This is a genomic window from Micromonospora sp. NPDC005979 (assembly GCF_040614415.1).
Lineage (GTDB): Bacteria > Actinomycetota > Actinomycetes > Mycobacteriales > Micromonosporaceae > Micromonospora.
This window is the reverse complement of record NZ_JBEXUR010000025.1, coordinates 1-16,047: the sequence shown is the minus strand read 5'-3', so window position 1 is coordinate 16,047 and position 16,047 is coordinate 1. Positions and strand designations below refer to the sequence as shown.

General features: G+C 71.7%; 14 protein-coding genes and 1 rRNA gene. 9 read left to right on the top strand and 6 right to left on the bottom strand.

Annotated elements, in window-relative coordinates; genetic code table 11:
- Positions 1-251 precede the first annotated feature (251 nt).
- From ABZ272_RS29275 to ABZ272_RS29260, 4 genes are read left to right on the top strand one after another with little or no spacing between them, the layout of a single operon-like run.
- A complete protein-coding gene (locus tag ABZ272_RS29275) occupies positions 252-1,271 on the top strand; it encodes an ArsR family transcriptional regulator (protein WP_355053163.1) in 1,020 nt (339 codons plus the stop codon).
- Positions 1,272-1,330: 59 nt separating this feature from the next.
- Positions 1,331-2,341 carry an ABC transporter ATP-binding protein gene (locus ABZ272_RS29270; protein WP_355053162.1) on the top strand — a complete coding sequence of 337 codons (1,011 nt, stop codon included), beginning with the start codon at positions 1,331-1,333 and terminating at the stop codon, positions 2,339-2,341.
- On the top strand, positions 2,338-3,111 hold the full coding sequence (locus ABZ272_RS29265; RefSeq protein ID WP_355053161.1) for an ABC transporter permease: 774 nt from the start codon (positions 2,338-2,340) through the stop codon (positions 3,109-3,111). Before ABZ272_RS29270 ends, ABZ272_RS29265 begins: the two co-directional genes overlap by 4 nt.
- Before the next feature lie 10 nt (positions 3,112-3,121).
- Positions 3,122-3,910 carry an ABC transporter permease gene (locus ABZ272_RS29260; RefSeq protein ID WP_355053160.1) on the top strand — a complete coding sequence of 263 codons (789 nt, stop codon included), beginning with the start codon at positions 3,122-3,124 and terminating at the stop codon, positions 3,908-3,910.
- Between the two features lie 100 nt (positions 3,911-4,010).
- On the opposite strand, the gene ABZ272_RS29255 is transcribed toward ABZ272_RS29260, so the two are convergent.
- Positions 4,011-5,561, bottom strand: a complete 1,551-nt coding sequence (locus ABZ272_RS29255) for an alkaline phosphatase D family protein (protein ID WP_355053159.1) — start codon at positions 5,559-5,561, stop codon at positions 4,011-4,013.
- A gap of 160 nt (positions 5,562-5,721) precedes the next feature.
- On the opposite strand from ABZ272_RS29255, the gene ABZ272_RS29250 reads away from it, so the two are divergent.
- From ABZ272_RS29250 to sigJ, 3 genes are all read left to right on the top strand, one after another.
- A complete protein-coding gene (locus ABZ272_RS29250) occupies positions 5,722-6,876 on the top strand; it encodes an acyltransferase (protein ID WP_355053158.1) in 1,155 nt (384 codons plus the stop codon).
- A gap of 92 nt (positions 6,877-6,968) precedes the next feature.
- A complete protein-coding gene (locus ABZ272_RS29245) occupies positions 6,969-7,412 on the top strand; it encodes a carboxymuconolactone decarboxylase family protein (protein ID WP_355053157.1) in 444 nt (147 codons plus the stop codon).
- Positions 7,409-8,284 (top strand): RNA polymerase sigma factor SigJ, encoded by an 876-nt coding sequence (sigJ, locus tag ABZ272_RS29240; RefSeq protein WP_355053156.1) that lies wholly within the window; start codon positions 7,409-7,411, stop codon positions 8,282-8,284. Before ABZ272_RS29245 ends, sigJ begins: the two co-directional genes overlap by 4 nt.
- A gap of 12 nt (positions 8,285-8,296) precedes the next feature.
- Here sigJ and ndk read toward each other — a convergent pair whose 3' ends face one another.
- The gene (ndk, locus tag ABZ272_RS29235) at positions 8,297-8,722 is read right to left on the bottom strand and encodes a nucleoside-diphosphate kinase (RefSeq protein ID WP_355053155.1); all 426 of its coding nucleotides are present in this window, start codon (positions 8,720-8,722) and stop codon (positions 8,297-8,299) included.
- Between the two features lie 142 nt (positions 8,723-8,864).
- On the opposite strand from ndk, the gene ABZ272_RS29230 reads away from it, so the two are divergent.
- Positions 8,865-10,370, top strand: coding sequence for a VOC family protein (locus ABZ272_RS29230; RefSeq protein WP_355053154.1), 1,506 nt, complete (start codon positions 8,865-8,867; stop codon positions 10,368-10,370).
- 15 nt (positions 10,371-10,385) lie between these two features.
- On the opposite strand, the gene ABZ272_RS29225 is transcribed toward ABZ272_RS29230, so the two are convergent.
- From ABZ272_RS29225 to ABZ272_RS29215, 3 genes are read right to left on the bottom strand one after another with little or no spacing between them, the layout of a single operon-like run.
- Positions 10,386-10,883, bottom strand: a complete 498-nt coding sequence (locus ABZ272_RS29225; RefSeq protein ID WP_355053153.1) for a DUF4233 domain-containing protein — start codon at positions 10,881-10,883, stop codon at positions 10,386-10,388.
- Entirely contained in the window at positions 10,880-12,214 is a 1,335-nt protein-coding gene (locus ABZ272_RS29220) for a folylpolyglutamate synthase/dihydrofolate synthase family protein (protein WP_355053152.1), read from the bottom strand. The genes ABZ272_RS29225 and ABZ272_RS29220 overlap by 4 nt, the downstream gene beginning before the upstream one ends.
- Positions 12,211-14,829 carry a valine--tRNA ligase gene (locus ABZ272_RS29215; protein WP_355053151.1) on the bottom strand — a complete coding sequence of 873 codons (2,619 nt, stop codon included), beginning with the start codon at positions 14,827-14,829 and terminating at the stop codon, positions 12,211-12,213. Before ABZ272_RS29215 ends, ABZ272_RS29220 begins: the two co-directional genes overlap by 4 nt.
- Positions 14,830-14,898: 69 nt before the next feature.
- Here ABZ272_RS29215 and ABZ272_RS29210 point away from each other — a divergent pair, with 69 nt between their 5' ends.
- Positions 14,899-15,585, top strand: coding sequence for a hypothetical protein (locus ABZ272_RS29210; protein ID WP_355053150.1), 687 nt, complete (start codon positions 14,899-14,901; stop codon positions 15,583-15,585).
- A gap of 219 nt (positions 15,586-15,804) precedes the next feature.
- Here the strand turns inward: ABZ272_RS29210 and rrf are convergent.
- Positions 15,805-15,921, bottom strand: a 5S ribosomal RNA gene (gene rrf / locus ABZ272_RS29205).
- Between the last annotated feature and the right edge of the window lie 126 nt (positions 15,922-16,047).

Below are 16,047 nucleotides of genomic sequence, written 5' to 3'. Positions count from 1 at the left end.
GGTACGCCTGAAACGGCGCTCCCGGGTGGCCCGCGGTACCACCCCGCTTGGCGGTCAGGATCGACCGCCCGCTCATTGGCCGGCTGTGACGGGCCGGACCCGTCCGGTTCTACTGGGCCGGTCACCCGGCTGTTCTTCCGGAGGCTCACCGGTGATAGCCGGGTCATCGCCTTACGGTGCACAACGATACTCGACAGGCCCACCGCCGCGCCGCCGAGTAATGGCGCGCGCGGGCACCCTAGGCTGGCCGGGTGATCCGGATCGAGTTGGACGAGCCGACGCTGGCCCGCACCCGGATCGCGACCAGCCCTCTCTGGGAGGTGCTGACCAGCCTGTACGTGCTGCACCGCAATCCGGGCGAGGCGCCCTGGCCGTACACGGGGTGGGCGCGGCACGCGCGGCGGGTGCTCGCCGAGGTGCCGGCGACGGCGCCGGTCCGGGTGCTGACCATCGGTTCACGTGCGCCGGACTTCCTCACGCCCGTCCCCTCGTCCGCCGCGCCGACGCTGGCCGAGCAGCTCGCCGAACTGCGCGCGACGCCGGCGGAGGTGATCGCCGAGCAGATCCCCCGCTACCACCGCCTCGACGACCTGCCCGGGTGGCTGAGCCCGTTCGTGACGGACCGGCAGGCCGCCCTGGACCGGCTCGCCGACGGCATCGAGGCGTACTGGAACGCGGCGATCGCGCCCTGGTGGCCGGCGATGCGGGCGGCGCTGGACGAGGAGGTGCTGCACCGGGCGCGGGCGCTCGCCGCCGACGGCCCGGACGCGCTGCTGGCCGACCTGCACGAACGGGTGCGTTGGGACAAGCCGGTGCTGACGCTCGTAAAGCCGTTGGAGCAGCGCTTCGAGGCCGTGAACCAGCGCCTGCTGCTGGTTCCGTTGATCTTTTCGCGGGGTGCGCTCACCTGCTCCACCGATCATCCCGAGATCGTCGCCGTCTCCTACCAGGCGCGCGGGGCGGTGCTGCTCGCCGAGGGCGGGCCGGTACCGGCGCCGGGTGCCGCACCGACCACCGACCGGCTGGCGGTGCTGGTCGGTCGGGGTCGGGCACAGGTGCTGCGGGCGTTGACCCGGCCGGCGACCACAGCCGGTCTCGCCGCGACCCTGGGGCTGGCCCCGAGCACCGTCTCGGAGCAGCTCTCGGCGCTGCTCGCCGCCGGGGTGGTGCACCGCCGCCGGGTCGGCCGTCGGGTGCTGTACGGCCTGGAGCCGGCCGGCGTGGCCCTGGTGCAGCTCGTCGGCGACGAACCGACGACCGCCTCGGCCTGAGGATTCGGCCCGGTCCGAATTCGTTTCCCACCCACCCCGGCCACTCCTAACCTCCCGACATGAGCGAACACGCGATCGAGGCGGTCGGGTTGCGGCGCACGTACCGCAGCCGCACCGGGTGGTTACGACCCCAGCGCCGGGAGGTCCAGGCGGTCCGCGGCGTCGACCTGACGGTCGGCAACGGGGAGCTGTTCGGCCTGCTCGGGCCGAACGGCGCTGGGAAGACCACGACCATCAAGCTGCTGAACACGCTGCTCATCCCGACCGCCGGTGAGGCCCGGATCTGCGGGTTCGACGTGGTCCGGCAGACCCGGGAGGTACGCCGACGGATCGGGTACGTCTTCGGCGGCGACCGCGGCCTGTACGACAGGCTCTCCGCGCGGGACAACCTGCGCTACTTCGCCGAGCTGTACGGCGTGCCGGGGCGCGAGCAGAAGCGGCGGATCGCCGAGCTGTTCGAGCTGGTCCGGCTGACCGGCCGGGAGAACGACCGGGTGGAGGGCTACTCGCGGGGCATGCGGCAGCGGCTGCACATCGCCCGGGGCCTGCTGCACCGGCCGCGTGTCCTCTTCCTCGACGAGCCGTCGATCGGGGTGGACCCGGTGGCCGCCCGGGAACTGCGGCAGACAGTCGCCGACCTCGCCGCCACCGGCACCACAGTGCTGCTCACCACCCACTACATGGCCGAGGCCGACGAGCTGTGCGGCCGCATCGCCGTGATCGCGAACGGGGCGATCCAGGCCCTCGGCACCCCGGCGGAGTTACGGCACCACGCCGACGGCCGGCAGGTGCTGGAGGTCGAGGCGTACGGGGTGAGTGACGCGCAGCTCGCGCGCATCCACGCCCTGACCGGGGTGCGCGAGGCGAGCGTGGTCGTCACGGGCGCGGCGCAGGTGCTGACCGTGCAGTCCGACGCGGGGGTGGACGTGCAGGCGGACGTGCTGCGGGCACTGGACGGGGTGCGACTGGGTCGGGTGACGGCCCGACGGCCCACCCTTGAGGACGCGTACGTGGCGATCGTGAACCGAGTCGACGCGCAGGACCGTCCGGCCGAGGCGGTGCGGGTGTGAGGACGCTGCGGATGATCGCCGTGGGCGCGCTGCTGCACGCCAAGCAGCTCAGCCGCTCGCCGTTCGAGATCGCCACCGCGTTGATCATTCCGGTGGTGCAGGCGACGCTGGCCGTCTACCTGTTCCGGGCCGGTGGTGAGCCGGGTCGGCTGCTGGAGGCCGCGGTCGGTGCGGGGCTGATGGGCATCTGGTCGTCGGTGTTGTTCGGCTCGGGTGGGGCCATCCAGAACCAGCGGTGGCAGGGCACCCTGGAAATGATCATGTTGGCGCCCCGACCGCCGGCCCTGGTGGTGCTGCCGATCACCCTCGCGACCGCGCTCACCGGTACGTACGCCATGCTCGCCACCCTGGCCTGGGGTCGCCTGCTGTACGGCATCCCGCTGACCTTCGCCGACCCGCTGGCGTTCGCGGTGGCGGTGCCCGGCTGCATCATCGGACTCGGCATGTTCGGTCTGCTGCTCGCCTCGACGTTCGTGTTGCTGCGCAACGCCAACGCGCTCACCAACACCCTGGAGTACCCGATCTGGCTGGTCTCCGGGATGCTCATCCCGATCACCGCCCTGCCGGGCTGGACCGGCCCGATCGGCGCCGTGCTGCCGACCACGTGGGGAGCGCGGGCGGTCCGTGAGGCGGCCACCGGCAACGGACCGGTCTGGCCCTCGCTCGGCATCTGCCTGGCGATCAGCCTGGCCTGCCTGGCCCTCGGTGCGCTGATGATGACCCACGTCGAGCGGCGGGCCCGCGCGGCGGCCACCCTCGCCCTGGCCTGAGGAGGCGAAGATGACCGCACTGCTGCGCCTGATCGGCACCGGTGGCGTGATCGCCTACCGGGCCCTGTTCAACTGGACCACCCCGGCGATGTTCGTCGGCACGCTGCTCGTCGGCCCGCTGTTCCAACTGCTCTTCTTCGCCTACCTGGGACGGCAGCTCGGCGTCGCCGACGACGGCTTCTACATCACCGGCAACGCCGTGCTGGCGGCCTCACTGGCCTGCGTGTTCGGCGGCACCATGGCCGTCTCCAACGAGCGGCGCTTCGGCACCCTCGGGCACGTGCTGCTCTCCCCCCGCAGCCGCACTGCGGTGTTCCTCGGTCGGGTCCTGCCGTACGCCGGCAACGGGCTGCTGATCGCGGTGACCACGGTGACCGCGGCGTCGCTGCTGCTGGGCCTGCGGGTACCGGCCGACGCCCTGCCGGGGTTGCTGCTCACCCTGGCGGTGGCGGCGTTGGCCTGCGGGTTCTTCGGCCTGACGCTGGGTGCGATCGGGCTGCGGTTCCGCGACGTCTGGCTGGTCTCCAACGTGTCGGTGGCCCTGCTGCTCCTGCTCACCGGGGTGAACGTGCCCGCCGCCGGGTTGCCGTCCTGGATGCGGGTCACCGGTGAGCTGCTGCCGATCACCCACGCGGCCGAGGGGGCCCGCCGATTGGTCGCCGGCGAGGGCTTCTCCGCCGTCGCACCCCAACTCGCCGCCGAGCTGGCCATCGCCGTCGCGTACGCGGTCCTGGCCGCCGCCCTGCTCAAGGTCTTCGAAGCCGAATCCCGCCGCCGGGCCTCCCTGGAAACCCTCTAACCCCACCCCACCCCCAGCCCTGGTGATCATGAAGTTATTGCCCGTCACCCGGCGTGTCGCGGCAATAACCTCATGATCAACCAGGGACTGGGGTCAAGGGTCAGGGGGTTGGGAGGGTGGTGGTCCAGAGGGACGCGCCGTCGCGGTCGCGTAGGTGCACCGTCAGGGCCCCGGATTCGCCGTCGATCTGGACCTCGCCGAAGTGCTGGAAACCCTCCGCCGGGGAGGTGTTCGCGCGCGGCGGGGCGTGCACGAAGACCGCCTGCGGTCCGAACGTGCCGTCGAGGGCGTTCGGGCCGAACGCGCCGGCGTGCGCCGGGCCGGAGACGAACTCCCAGAACGGCGTGAAGTCACCGACCGCCGCGCGGGACGGGTCGTAGTGGTGCGCGGCGGAGTAGTGCACGTCGGCGGTGAGGAAGACCATGCCGGTCACCCCGGCCCGGTGGGTCGCCCGCAGCACCTCGGCGAACTCCAGCTCACGCCCGAGCGGAGCGCCCGGGTCGCCCTGCGCCACGCCCTCCTGCGCCCCCGGACCGTCCGGCACCACGACGCCGATCGGCAGGTCGTTGGCGATCACCTTCCAGGTCGCCGTGGAGCGCTTCAGCTCCCGGATCAGCCACTCCCGCTGCTCGCGGCCGAGCAGACCGCGCTTCGGGTCGGCGTACGTGTTGCCGTCGTTGGGGTCCTTGTGCGTCCGCATGTCCAGCACGAAGACGTCCAGCAGCGGCCCGTACGAGATCCGCCGGTACAGCGGCCCGTTGTCCGGCACCGGCAACCACTCGTGGAACGCCTGGCTGGCCCGCGCGGCGAGCACGTCGACCCGCTGCTCGGTGTAGCGCGGGTCGTCCAGGATCTCCCCCGGATACCAGTTGTTGAGCACCTCGTGGTCGTCCCACTGGTTGATCTGCGGCACCGCCGCCGCGAACTCGCGCAGGTGCTCGTCGAGCAGGTTGTAGGCGAACTGTCCCCGGTACTCGGTCAGCGTCTCGGCGACCTTGCTCTTCTCCGGGGTGACGAGGTTGCGCCAGATCCGCCCGTCGGGCAGCGTCACCGACTCCACGAGCGGGCCGTCCGCGTACACGGTGTCGCCGCTGCACAGGTAGAAGTCCGGACGGGTCGCGCGCATCGCCCGGAAGATCGACAGCCCGCCGAAGTTGGGATCGATCCCCCAGCCCTGCCCGACGATGTCCCCGGTCCAGACGAACCGCACGTCCCGGCGGCGGTGCCGGCCCGGCGCGGTGGTGAACGAGCCGGTCAGCGGCTCGCTGACCACCCCGTGCCGGTCCAGGCTCTCCACCCGGACCCGGTAGTGCAGCCGCTCGGCGTCCGGCAGGCCCCGCAGCCGGACCTTGCCGGTGAAGTCCGCGTTCGGGCCCAGCACCGGGCCACGGAGCTGCCGCGCGCCCCGGAAGTCGGGGCGGCGGCTCAGTTCGACGAGCATCCGGCCCGGGCGGTCGGCCCGCGTCCAGACCAGCGCCGAGTCCGCGGTCACGTCGCCGCTCTGCACCCCGTGGGTGAGCACGGGGCGTCCCGCCGGACGCCAGGCCGGAGCGGCGTTCGCGCCGGCGCCGCCCAGCAGCGCGCCGCCGGCGACTCCGGCTCCGGCCACGAGGCCGGCCCGCAGCAGGGTACGTCGATCAAGCTCGGTCATGCTTCCTCCCGGTCATGGGTTGACCCCGTGGGTGTACCGGGCGCAGATGACCGCGGCCAGCGATCCCGGTGACGGGCGCCGGAACGCCTGCTGTCCGAAGGGCGCGAGCGGGCGACCAGCGCGGCTTGACCCCGGTCACGGGCTCGCGCAGACTTCGCCGGTGCGTCCGCTCAACCACGACGAGTTCCAGGCCATGCGTCGATTCCCCGCTCTGGACGGCCTGCGGGCCGTCGCGGCCGTGATGGTCTTCGCCTTCCACTTCGGCGGCCCGTCCTGGGCCTGGTTGACCGGCTGGATCGGGGTACATCTGTTCTTCGTGCTCTCCGGCTTTCTGATCACGACGCTGCTGTTGCGGGAGGAACACCGCTACGGTCGGGTCTCGCTGCGCGCCTTCTACCTGCGGCGGTTCTTCCGGATCATGCCGGTGTACCTGCTCGTGCTGTTCCTGACCTGGGGCCTGGCCCGGCTCAACGGCACCGCCGACGCGGTCGAACGCTCGCTGCGCTACTACCTGCTGCTGCTCAACGACTTCCTGCCGGCCAACGCCCCGTACCTGCACTCCTGGACGATCGGGATCGAGCAGAAGTTCTACCTGCTCTGGCCGGCGATCGCCTTCGTGCTGGTGACCGTCGCCTTCCGTCGCCGGCTCGCCGTGACCCTCGGGCTCCTCGTGCTCCTCGTCGCGCTGATCCCCCCGGAGATCGGCTGGCTGAGCTGGCCCATCCACTACGTGGCGATCCTGCTCGGCTGCCTGACGGCCGTGCTCATGCACCACCCGCGTGGCTTCGCCCTGTTCCGGCCGCTGACCCACCCGGTCACCGCCAGCGTGGTGATCGTGGCCTTCGCCGCGGTGCAGGTGGCGGTGCGGTACTGGCCGGCCCGCTTCGGCCAGGAGGCGCTGATCGGCTGCTACGCGGCGGCGGCCGCGCTGCTGCTGCCGGCGCTGCTGTCGCGCAGCGTCCTGGCCCGTGTGCTGGGGCTGCGGCCGCTGGTGTTCGTGGGCGAACGGTCGTACTCGATGTACCTGGTCCAGGCCATCGCGGCGCGGGCGGCGGTCGGGCTGCTGCCCGCGGTGGGGCAGCACAACACCACCATCTTCGTGGCCGCCGTGGTGGTGGCGTTGGTCCTCGCGGACGTGCTCTACCGCTGGGTGGAGCTACCGATGATCAAGGTGGGTCGTGACCTGGCGGCACGGGTTTCGCGACCCGCACCCGGCGACCGGGACCGCCCGTCCGGCGACGCCGACGACGAGGTCGTCCGGATCCCCCGCCCCCGCGAGGTGCTCCCGGACACCGTCCCCGCGACCCGCGGCTGACCCCCTCGACGTGACCGGGCTCATAGCCCCGGTTGTCACAGCGCGACCGGTCGGACCGTCGTAGCGGTGTCGAACCGATCAAGGAGGTTGCCGTGCAACGGATGAAGCTTTTCGAGGTCGCGCCGCAGGGATACCAGGCCGTGTCAGGTCTGGAGAAGTACGTCCAGGCGAACGTCGACCACACCGTGCTGGAGCTGGTCAAGCTGCGGGCGTCGATACTGAACGGCTGCGCTTACTGCGTGGACATGCACAGCCGCGACGCCCTCGCCTCCGGCGAGTCGAGCCGGCGGCTGTTCGCGGTGGCCGCCTGGCGGGAGGCGCTGTCGTTCTTCGACGAGCGGGAGCAGACCGCGCTGGCGCTCACCGACGCGGTGACCCGGCTCGGCGAGCACGGGGTGTCGGACGAGGTGTGGGACGCCGCCGCGAAAATCTGGTCGGAGAAGGAGTTGGCCGATCTGGTCCTCGCGATCGCCACAATCAACGTGTGGAATCGCATCGCCGTGACGACGCACACGGAGCCCCCGGCGCAGGTGTGACGACCGAGGCGGCAGAGGCGGCCGGTGCGCTCCAGGCGCACCGGCCGATGCTGCTCGGGCTCGCCTACCGCCTGCTCGGCAGTCGACACGACGCCGAGGACGTGCTCCAGGAGACGTACCTGCGCTGGTTGGGCGTCGAACGCTCGACGGTGGCCGAGCCCCGCCGCTACCTGTCCCGGGTGGTGACCCGGCTCGCGCTGGACCGGCTGCGGGCCCGGCAGGCGGCCCGCGAGACGTACGTCGGACCGTGGCTGCCCGAGCCCGTGCCGACCGAACCCTCGCCGTTCGGCCCGCTGGACCGAGCGGAGCTGCGGGACTCGCTGTCCACCGCGCTGCTGCACGTGCTGGAACGGCTGACGCCGCCGGAGCGCGCCGTGTACGTCCTGCGCAGCGCGTTCGACCTGCCGTACGCCGAGATCGCGGAGATCCTGGACCGGACCCCGCAGGACTGCCGTCAGCTGTACCACCGGGCGACCAAGCGCGTACGTCAGGACGACCGCCGCTTCACGACCAGCCGGTCCGAGCGTGAGCGGTTGCTGGAGGCGTTCCTCGCCGCCGCCCGGAACGGGGACCTGACGACGCTCACGCACCTGATGGCCGCGGACGTCACGGCGTGGAACGACGGCGGCGGTCACGTCCGCTCCGCGCGCAACCCGGTGCAGGGCGCGGACCGGGTCGCCCGCTTCTACGCCGGGATCTGGGGCCCACGCCGTGGGTGGACGGCGCGTCGGCTGGAGTTGAACGGCGAACCGGGCATCCTGCTCACCCGCGCCGACGGCGGCCGGTACACGCTGACCGTCGCCGCGGCAGCCGGCCGGATCACCGAGGTCTTCGTGGTGGGCAACCCGGAGAAGCTGCCCCCGGCCGACTGAACCGCGAGGCCGTCAGCCCAGCTCGGGGAACCAGAGCGCGATCTCGCGCTTGGCGCTGTCCGGCGAGTCCGAGGCGTGCACCAGGTTCTCCCGGTTGGAGAGCGACAGGTCACCCCGGATGGTGCCGGCGGCGGCCTTGCGGCCGTCGGTCGCGCCGACCAGCCCACGGACCACGTCGATGACCTGGTCGCCGGAGAGGACCAGGGCGACCAGCGGCCCGCCGGTCATGAAGTCCTTCAGCGGCGGGTAGAACGCCTTGTCGACGTGCTCGGCGTAGTGCGCGTCCGCGAGCGCGGCGTCCATGGTCCGGTGCACCATCGCGTCGATCCGCAGCCCTTTGCGCTCGAAGCGGGAGAGGACCTCGCCGACCAGGCCGCGGCGGACCGCGTCGGGCTTGATCAGCACGAGGCTGCGCTCTTCCGGGCTGTCGTTGGACACGCTGGGTTCCTCCTGTACGCGCAGAACGCTTGGGCTCGGTACGGTCAGCCTAGCGACCCGGTCCCGGCGCCGGCGCGGCGGCCGGTCTTTCCTCCGGTGGCCGATCCGGCCTAGCCTGGCCCTGACCCCCGGGAGGTCCACTGTGGCGAATGGCGGGAACCGGCCCATCGCGCCGGTACGCAAGCTGATCGGCACGGTGCTCGGCACCGTGGCCACCTTCGTCGTCCTCTTCGGGCTGGGCATGACGAGCTGGGCCATCGTCGCGCTCGGCGTCGCCCTGCTGGTGCTGGCGATCGCGCTGGCCACCGTGAAGGGCGGCGGACGCACCTGGGTGGTCGGCGTGGCGCACGTGCACAGCGCCTCCGAACCACCCACCCAGTACGCGTTCGGCCGGTGCGAGCTGCAACTGGTCATCGACGCGCCCGGCCTGCCGCCCCGATCCAAGAAGATCATCGAGCCGCGGGTGCCGGTCTCCAAGTGGCCGTCGTTGGGCCAGACCCTGCCCATCCGGGTCGCGCTCGACGACCAGCGGCACGTCAAGGTTCTCTGGGACGAGGTGCCGACCCACGCCGAGACCGCTGCGGCCGTCGCGGACCTGCCGCCCGAGTTCGGCGACATCGACCCCGTGGACGAGGTGCTGATCGAGCAGGACGCCCCGCCGTGGGCGGACCGCGCGCCCGACGACGACTTCCGGGACGCGCGCGGCGGCGACCCGTTCGGCCCTGACCCGTTCGGCGACCCGCGCGGCCCCGATCCGTTCCGCGACCAGCGCGGCGGTCCCGACCCGTTCCGCGACCAGCGCGGTCCCGACCCCCTGCGCGACGACCGGTCCGTCGTATCCGACGAGCGCGAGCCGGTGGTGGTGAGCCAGACCCCGGGCGGCCCGGTGGTCCTCGAAGGCGTCGTCGTCGAGCAGCAGCCCGGTGCGGGACTGCCCCGCCGGGCCACTCCCGCACCCCGGCCTCCGGCCGAGGAGCACTTCGACCAGCCCGACGTCGACCCGGCCGACCCGGACGACGTCCGTGCCGCCGAGTCCGACGACGACCGCGTGGACGCGGGAGCGCAGGCCCGGTCCGCGCCGAGCGCGGACCGGCCGGCCGACGCCCCGCCGGCGCAGCGGACCGGCCCACTCGCTACCGACCCGCTGGACCCGCTGGACCTGCCGCTTGACGACCCGACCCCGGCGGGAGCGGTCCGCGAGACCGTCACCGCCGAGGCCCTGGACGAGGCGATCTTCGGGTACGACGGAGCGTCGGCGGCTGATCCGGCCGGTCCCATCAGCGGCGTCGGCCTGACCCTGCTGGTCACCGATCTGGCCCGGTCGCTCGGTTTCTACCGGGACATGCTCGGCTTCACCGAGGTCGACCAGGGCACCGGCAACGCGGTGCTCGCCTTCGGCTCGACCCGGCTGGTGCTGCGCGAGGTGACCGGGGCGGCGCCCATCAGTCGCCGGCTCGTGCACGTCAACCTCGAGGTGGACGACATCGAGGCGGCGTACGGACGGCTGCGCGGATCCGGTGTCCGCTTCACGTACGCCCCACGCGTGGTCAACCGGGGCAGCAGGCTGGAGGTGTGGGCGGCGGCCTTCCGGGACCCGGACGGCCACGGCATCGCCCTGACCCAGTGGCGCGAACGCGCCGACGCCTGACCGGACCCTCGGGCGTCAGCCGAGGATGACCCGGCGGACGTGCAGCGCGTACGCCCAGACCAGCGCGAAGATGATGCCCAGCACGAGCAGCGACCAGTGCAGCAGCCCGGCCAGCATCAGCAGGCCCTGCAACACGGTGCCGGCGTGCCAGGCCCAGGGACGCCGCATCATGCCGGCCAGCAGGATGGCGGCCACCGCCAGGGCCACCACCACGGCGATCGCCGCGCCGCCCAGGTCACCGCCGACCACCCGGATCGGTTGGATGGCCAGCAGCAGCACCAGCGCCTCCAGGCCGAGCGTTCCCGCGCCGAGACCCCGTACGGCCGCCTGCGGGTTCCGCAGGCCGGAGCGCCGTACCTGCCCGGCTTCCGGCTCCCCCGCCGTCGATGCGGCCGTGTCCTGGTCCAGAGCGCTCCGATCGCGGTCCGGACCGGTCGCCTCGTCGGTAGCGCGCGGGTCGCGGTCCAGGTCGGTCGCGTCGGTGGCGCGGGGATCGCGCTCGGGGCCGGTCATCGCTTCAGCAGCCGGCGGGCGTCGGCGACCGTGACCACCGAACCCGTCACCAGGACACCGACGCCGCTGAGCTCACCGGGTACGTCCTCCTCGGCCAGCGCGACCGCCAGTTCGATCGCGTCCGGCACCTCCTCGGCCACCTCGACGCGTTCCTCGCCGAAGATCTCGACGGCGAGCGCGGCCAGCTCCTTCGTCGGCATCGCCCGTGGCGAGCTGTTGCGGGTGACCACCACGACGTCGGCCACCGGTTCCAGCAGCTCCAGCAGGCTGCTCGCGTCCTTGTCGGCGAGAACACCCACGAGCGCCACCAGCTTGCTGAACGCGAACTCCTCCTGGAGCGCGGTCACGGTCGCGGCCATGCCGTGCGGGTTGTGCGCACCGTCCAGCAGGACGGTCGGGGCGCTGCGGACCCGCTCCAGCCGACCCGGAGAGCTGGCCGTGGCGAACCCCTCCCGGACGGCTTCGACGTCCAACTGCCGGCGGGCCCCGGCACCGAGGAACGCCTCCACGGCGGCGAGCGCCACCGCGGCGTTCTGTGCCTGGTGCGCGCCGTGCAGGGGGATGAACACGTCGTCGTAGACGCCGCCGAGGCCCTGCAGCTTGAGCACCTGCCCACCGACGGCGACCGCCCGGCTCAGCACGCCGAACTCGGCGCCCTCGCGGGCGATGGTGGCGCCCACCTCCGAGCAGCGTTCGAGGAGGGGACGCGCGGCCTCCTCCTCCTGCGCCGCCGAGATCACGGTGGCGCCCGGGTGGATGATGCCGGCCTTGGCCAGCGCGATGTCCTGGAGCGTGTCGCCGAGCCACTCGGTGTGGTCCAGGCCGATCGGAGTGATCACGCAGACGCCGGCCTGGATGACGTTCGTGGCATCCTCGGCGCCACCGAGACCCACCTCGACCACGGCGATGTCGACGGGCGCGTCGGCGAACGTCGCGAACGCCAACGCGGTCGTCATGTCGAAGTACGTCAGCGGCTCGTCCGAGCGCGCGTCGACCAGCTCCGCAAGCGGCTTGATCTCCCCGTACACCGCGGCGAAGCGCTCCTCGCTCACCGGTTCGCCGTCCAGGCTGATCCGCTCCCGGACGGTCTCCAGGTGCGGACTCGTGTACCTGCCGGTGTGCAGCCCGAACGCCCGCAGCAGCGAGTCGATCATCCGTGCGGTGGACGTCTTGCCGTTGGTGCCGGTGAGGTGGATCGACGGGTACGCCCGCTGCGGACTCCCGAGCAGGTCGAGCAGCGACTCGATGCGGTCCAGCTCGAACACCATGCGGGTGAAACCGCGGGCGTTCAGCTCGGCTTCGGCGGCGGCGAAATCGGTGCGGTCGGTCACGAGGTAAGCGTCTCCAGAGCGGCGTCGATCCGGACCAGGTCGGCCTCGGCGGTGGCGAGCCGGTCGCGGATCTTCGCGACGACCGGCTCGGGGGCCTTGCCGATGAAGGCCGGGTTGTCGAGCTTCGCCCGGGCCTGCGCGACCTCCTTCTGGGCGGCCGCGCGGTCCTTGGTCAGCCGGGCCCGCTCGGCGGCCACGTCGATCGACCCCCGGGTGTCCAACGCGACACCCACCGCGCCGGGCATGGCCAACGTCGCGCTGGCCTGGAAGTCGTCACCGGCCGGGTCGAGGCGGACCAGCGACCGGATCAGCGGCTCGTGGGCCGCGATGCCGGCCCCGGCCAGCCCGTCCAGGCGGGCCGCGACCCGCTGCGTCGGGCGTAGCCCCTGGTCGGAACGGAACCGGCGGATCTCGGTGACGACCCGCTGCACGGCGGCCAGCTCGACCTCGGCGGCGTCGTCGACAAGCGACCGGTCGGCCACCGGCCAGGCGGCGGCCTGCACCGTCTCGCCGCCGGTCAACGCGAGCCACAACTCCTCGGTGACGAACGGGATGACCGGGTGCAGCAGCCGCAGCAGCTGGTCCAGGACGTGGCCGAGAACCCGGCGGGTCACGTCGGCCCGCTCACCGCCCTCGGCGAGCACCGGCTTGCTCAGCTCGACGTACCAGTCGCAGACGTCGTCCCAGGCGAAGTGGTAGAGCAGGTCACAGACCTTGGCGAACTCGTACGCCTCGAACTGCTCGTCGACCTCGGCGGTGACGTGCGCCAGCCGGGACAGGACCCACCGGTCGACGGTGGAGAGCTGCTCGACGGGCGGCAGGTCGCCGGTCGTGTGCGCGCCGTTCATCAACGCGAACCGGGTGGCGTTCCAGAGCTTGTTGCAGAAGTTCCGCGAGCCCTGGCACCACTCCTCGCTGACCGGCACGTCCTGGCCGGGGTTCGCGCCCCGGGCCAGCGTGAACCGGGTGGCGTCGGCGCCGTACCTGTCGATCCAGTCCAGCGGGTCGACCACGTTGCCGAACGACTTCGACATCTTCTTGCCGAACTGGTCACGCACCATCCCGTGCAACGCGACCACGTCGAAGGGAGGCCGGCCGTCCATCGCGTAGAGGCCGAACATCATCATCCGGGCGACCCAGAAGAACAGGATGTCGTACCCGGTGACCAGCACGCTGGTCGGATAGAACTTCGCCAGGTCCGGGGTCTCTTCCGGCCAGCCCAGGGTCGAGAACGGCCACAGGCCGCTGGAGAACCAGGTGTCCAGGACGTCCTCGTCCTGGTGCCAACCCTCGCCGGTCGGCGGCGTCTCGTCCGGGCCGACGCACACGATCTCGCCGGCCGGGCCGTACCAGACCGGGATGCGGTGCCCCCACCAGAGTTGGCGGGAGATACACCAGTCGTGCATGTTGTCGACCCAGGCGAAGTAGCGCTTCGCCAGCTCGGCCGGCTCGATACGGACCCGACCGTCGCGCACCGCGTCTCCGGCGGCCTGCGCCAGCGGGGCGGTGTTGACGAACCACTGCAGCGACAGCCGCGGCTCGACGGTCGTCTTGCAACGCGAACAGTGACCGACGGCGTGCACGTACGGGCGCTTCTCGGCGACGATCCGGCCCTGCTCGCGCAGCGCGGCCACGATCGCCGGCCGCGCCTCGAACCGGTCCAGCCCCTCGAACGGGCCGGGCACGGTGATCACGCCGCGCTCGTCCATGACGGTCAGCGAGGGCAGGTCGTGCCGCTGGCCGATCTCGAAGTCGTTCGGGTCGTGTGCGGGGGTCACCTTGACCATGCCGGTGCCGAAGGACGGGTCGACGTGCGCGTCGGCGACGATCGGGATCCGTCGGCCGGTGAGCGGCAGCTCGACCTCGGTGCCGATCAGGTGCTGGTAGCGCTCGTCGTCGGGGTGCACCGCCACGGCGGTGTCGCCGAGCATCGTCTCGGCCCGCGTGGTGGCCACCACGACCTCGTCGCTGTAGCGGATCGAGATCAGCTCACCGTCGTCGTCGGTGTGCTCGACCTCGATGTCCGACAGTGCGGTCAGGCAGCGCGGACACCAGTTGATGATCCGGTTGGCCCGGTAGATGAGGCCGTCGTCGAAGAGCTTCTTGAAGATCGTCTGGACCGCGCGGCTCAGGCCGGCGTCCATGGTGAAGCGCTCCCGCTCCCAGTCGACGGAGTCGCCGAGGCGGCGCATCTGGCCGAGGATCTTGCCACCGGACTCGGCCTTCCACTGCCAGACCCGCTCGACGAACTTCTCCCGGCCGAGGTCGTGCCGCGACAGCCCCTCGGCGGCGAGCTGGCGCTCGACCAGGTTCTGGGTGGCGATGCCGGCGTGGTCCATGCCGGGCAGCCACAGCGCCTCGAAGCCCTGCATCCGCTTGCGCCGCGTCAGGGCGTCCATGAGCGTGTGCTCGAACGCGTGGCCCATGTGTAGCGAGCCGGTGACGTTCGGCGGCGGGATGACGATGGTGAAGGGGGGCTTGTCACTGTCGGCAGAGGCCCGGAAGTGCCCAGCGGCTACCCACTGCTCGTACCGCCGCTGCTCTACCTCGCCGGGCTGGTACTGGCCGGCAAGCGTCGGGGCGTCGGGGCGTCGGGCATCCAGTCTCTCGGTCACCCGACAAGTCTACGAAGGGCTTCCGCGGACCTGACGTGCGCCACCTCTCGTTCGCGTACGGTGTCGGCTATGTCCGACGCACATCTCACCGACCGGTCGCTCGACCACGGCCGCGAGCCGGTCGAACTGACCGAGGAGCCGATCCAGCTGAGCACTCGGGACACCGGCGGCGATCCCGACGAGCGGTCCGGTGGCTGGTCCCGCCGCCGCAAGATCGGCTGGACGGTCGCCCTGGTCGTCGGTCTCGCGGGCGCGGGTGTGCTGGGGGTCGGTGGGTGGCGTGTGGCGCAGCAGAAGGACACCCGGCTGACCTCTCCCGAGCGGGCGGCGGGGTTGACGCGGGACGACAGCGAACGCGCCAAGAGCACGGCGGACTACCTGCGCAGCGGCCTGGCCGCCGACATCGACCTGGACCGGAGCTTCGGCACCGTCTACCGCGACCCCGCCGACGACAAGCGCGCGGTCCTGATCTTCGGCGGCACGACGCTGCTCTGGCAACCCGAGCGCGACCTGGACAGCCTCTTCGGCCTGATGTCCGACGAGACCGGGGCGGTGACAGGGCTGCGCGAGGTGCCCGCGGGCAAGCTGGGTGGCGTCATGAAGTGCGGCAGCACGAGCGGTGAGGGCGGCGACTTCGCGGTCTGCGGTTGGGCCGACCACGGCAGCGTCGTGATGGCGATGTTCCCCGGCAGGTCGGTGACCGACGCGGGCGCCCTCCTGGGCGATCTCCGCAACGAAATGCAATCCCGAACCTGACCCCTCCAGCTCCCCGCCAGACTCCCCCTCGCCCCGCCCTCGGTGCGTTGATCATGAAGTTGTTGCCACTGTCATCGGCGTGTCGAGGCAATAACTTCATGATCACCGGCGCTTGGCGGGACAAGGGCCGAGGCCGGAGGCACCGAGCGCGCGCCGGGGTTTTGGTGGGGAATGCAGAAATGGCCACCCCCGATCGGGGGTGGCCATTTCTGGAAGATTGTCCGGCGGTGTCCTACTCTCCCACACCCTCACGAGTGCAGTACCATCGGCGCTGGAGGGCTTAGCTTCCGGGTTCGGAATGTGACCGGGCGTTTCCCCTCCGCCATGACCGCCGTAACTCTATGAACATATCAACCATCACCACAATGGGTGGGTGTTTGTTCAGAGTTGCACAGTGGACGCGTAGCAGCTTAGTAGTCAAGTCCTCGGCCTATTAGTACCGGTCAACTGAACCCGTTACCG

What these genes read in the sequence shown, in the direction of transcription:
- ABZ272_RS29270 (WP_355053162.1), top strand. Translation starts at nt 1,331, where the DNA reads ATGAGCGAACACGCGATCGAGGCGGTCGGGTTGCGGCGCACGTACCGC.
- ABZ272_RS29260 (WP_355053160.1), top strand. Translation starts at nt 3,122, where the DNA reads ATGACCGCACTGCTGCGCCTGATCGGCACCGGTGGCGTGATCGCCTAC.
- ABZ272_RS29255 (WP_355053159.1), bottom strand. Translation starts at nt 5,561, where the DNA reads ATGACCGAGCTTGATCGACGTACCCTGCTGCGGGCCGGCCTCGTGGCC.
- ABZ272_RS29225 (WP_355053153.1), bottom strand. Translation starts at nt 10,883, where the DNA reads ATGACCGGCCCCGAGCGCGATCCCCGCGCCACCGACGCGACCGACCTG.
- ABZ272_RS29210 (WP_355053150.1), top strand. Translation starts at nt 14,899, where the DNA reads ATGTCCGACGCACATCTCACCGACCGGTCGCTCGACCACGGCCGCGAG.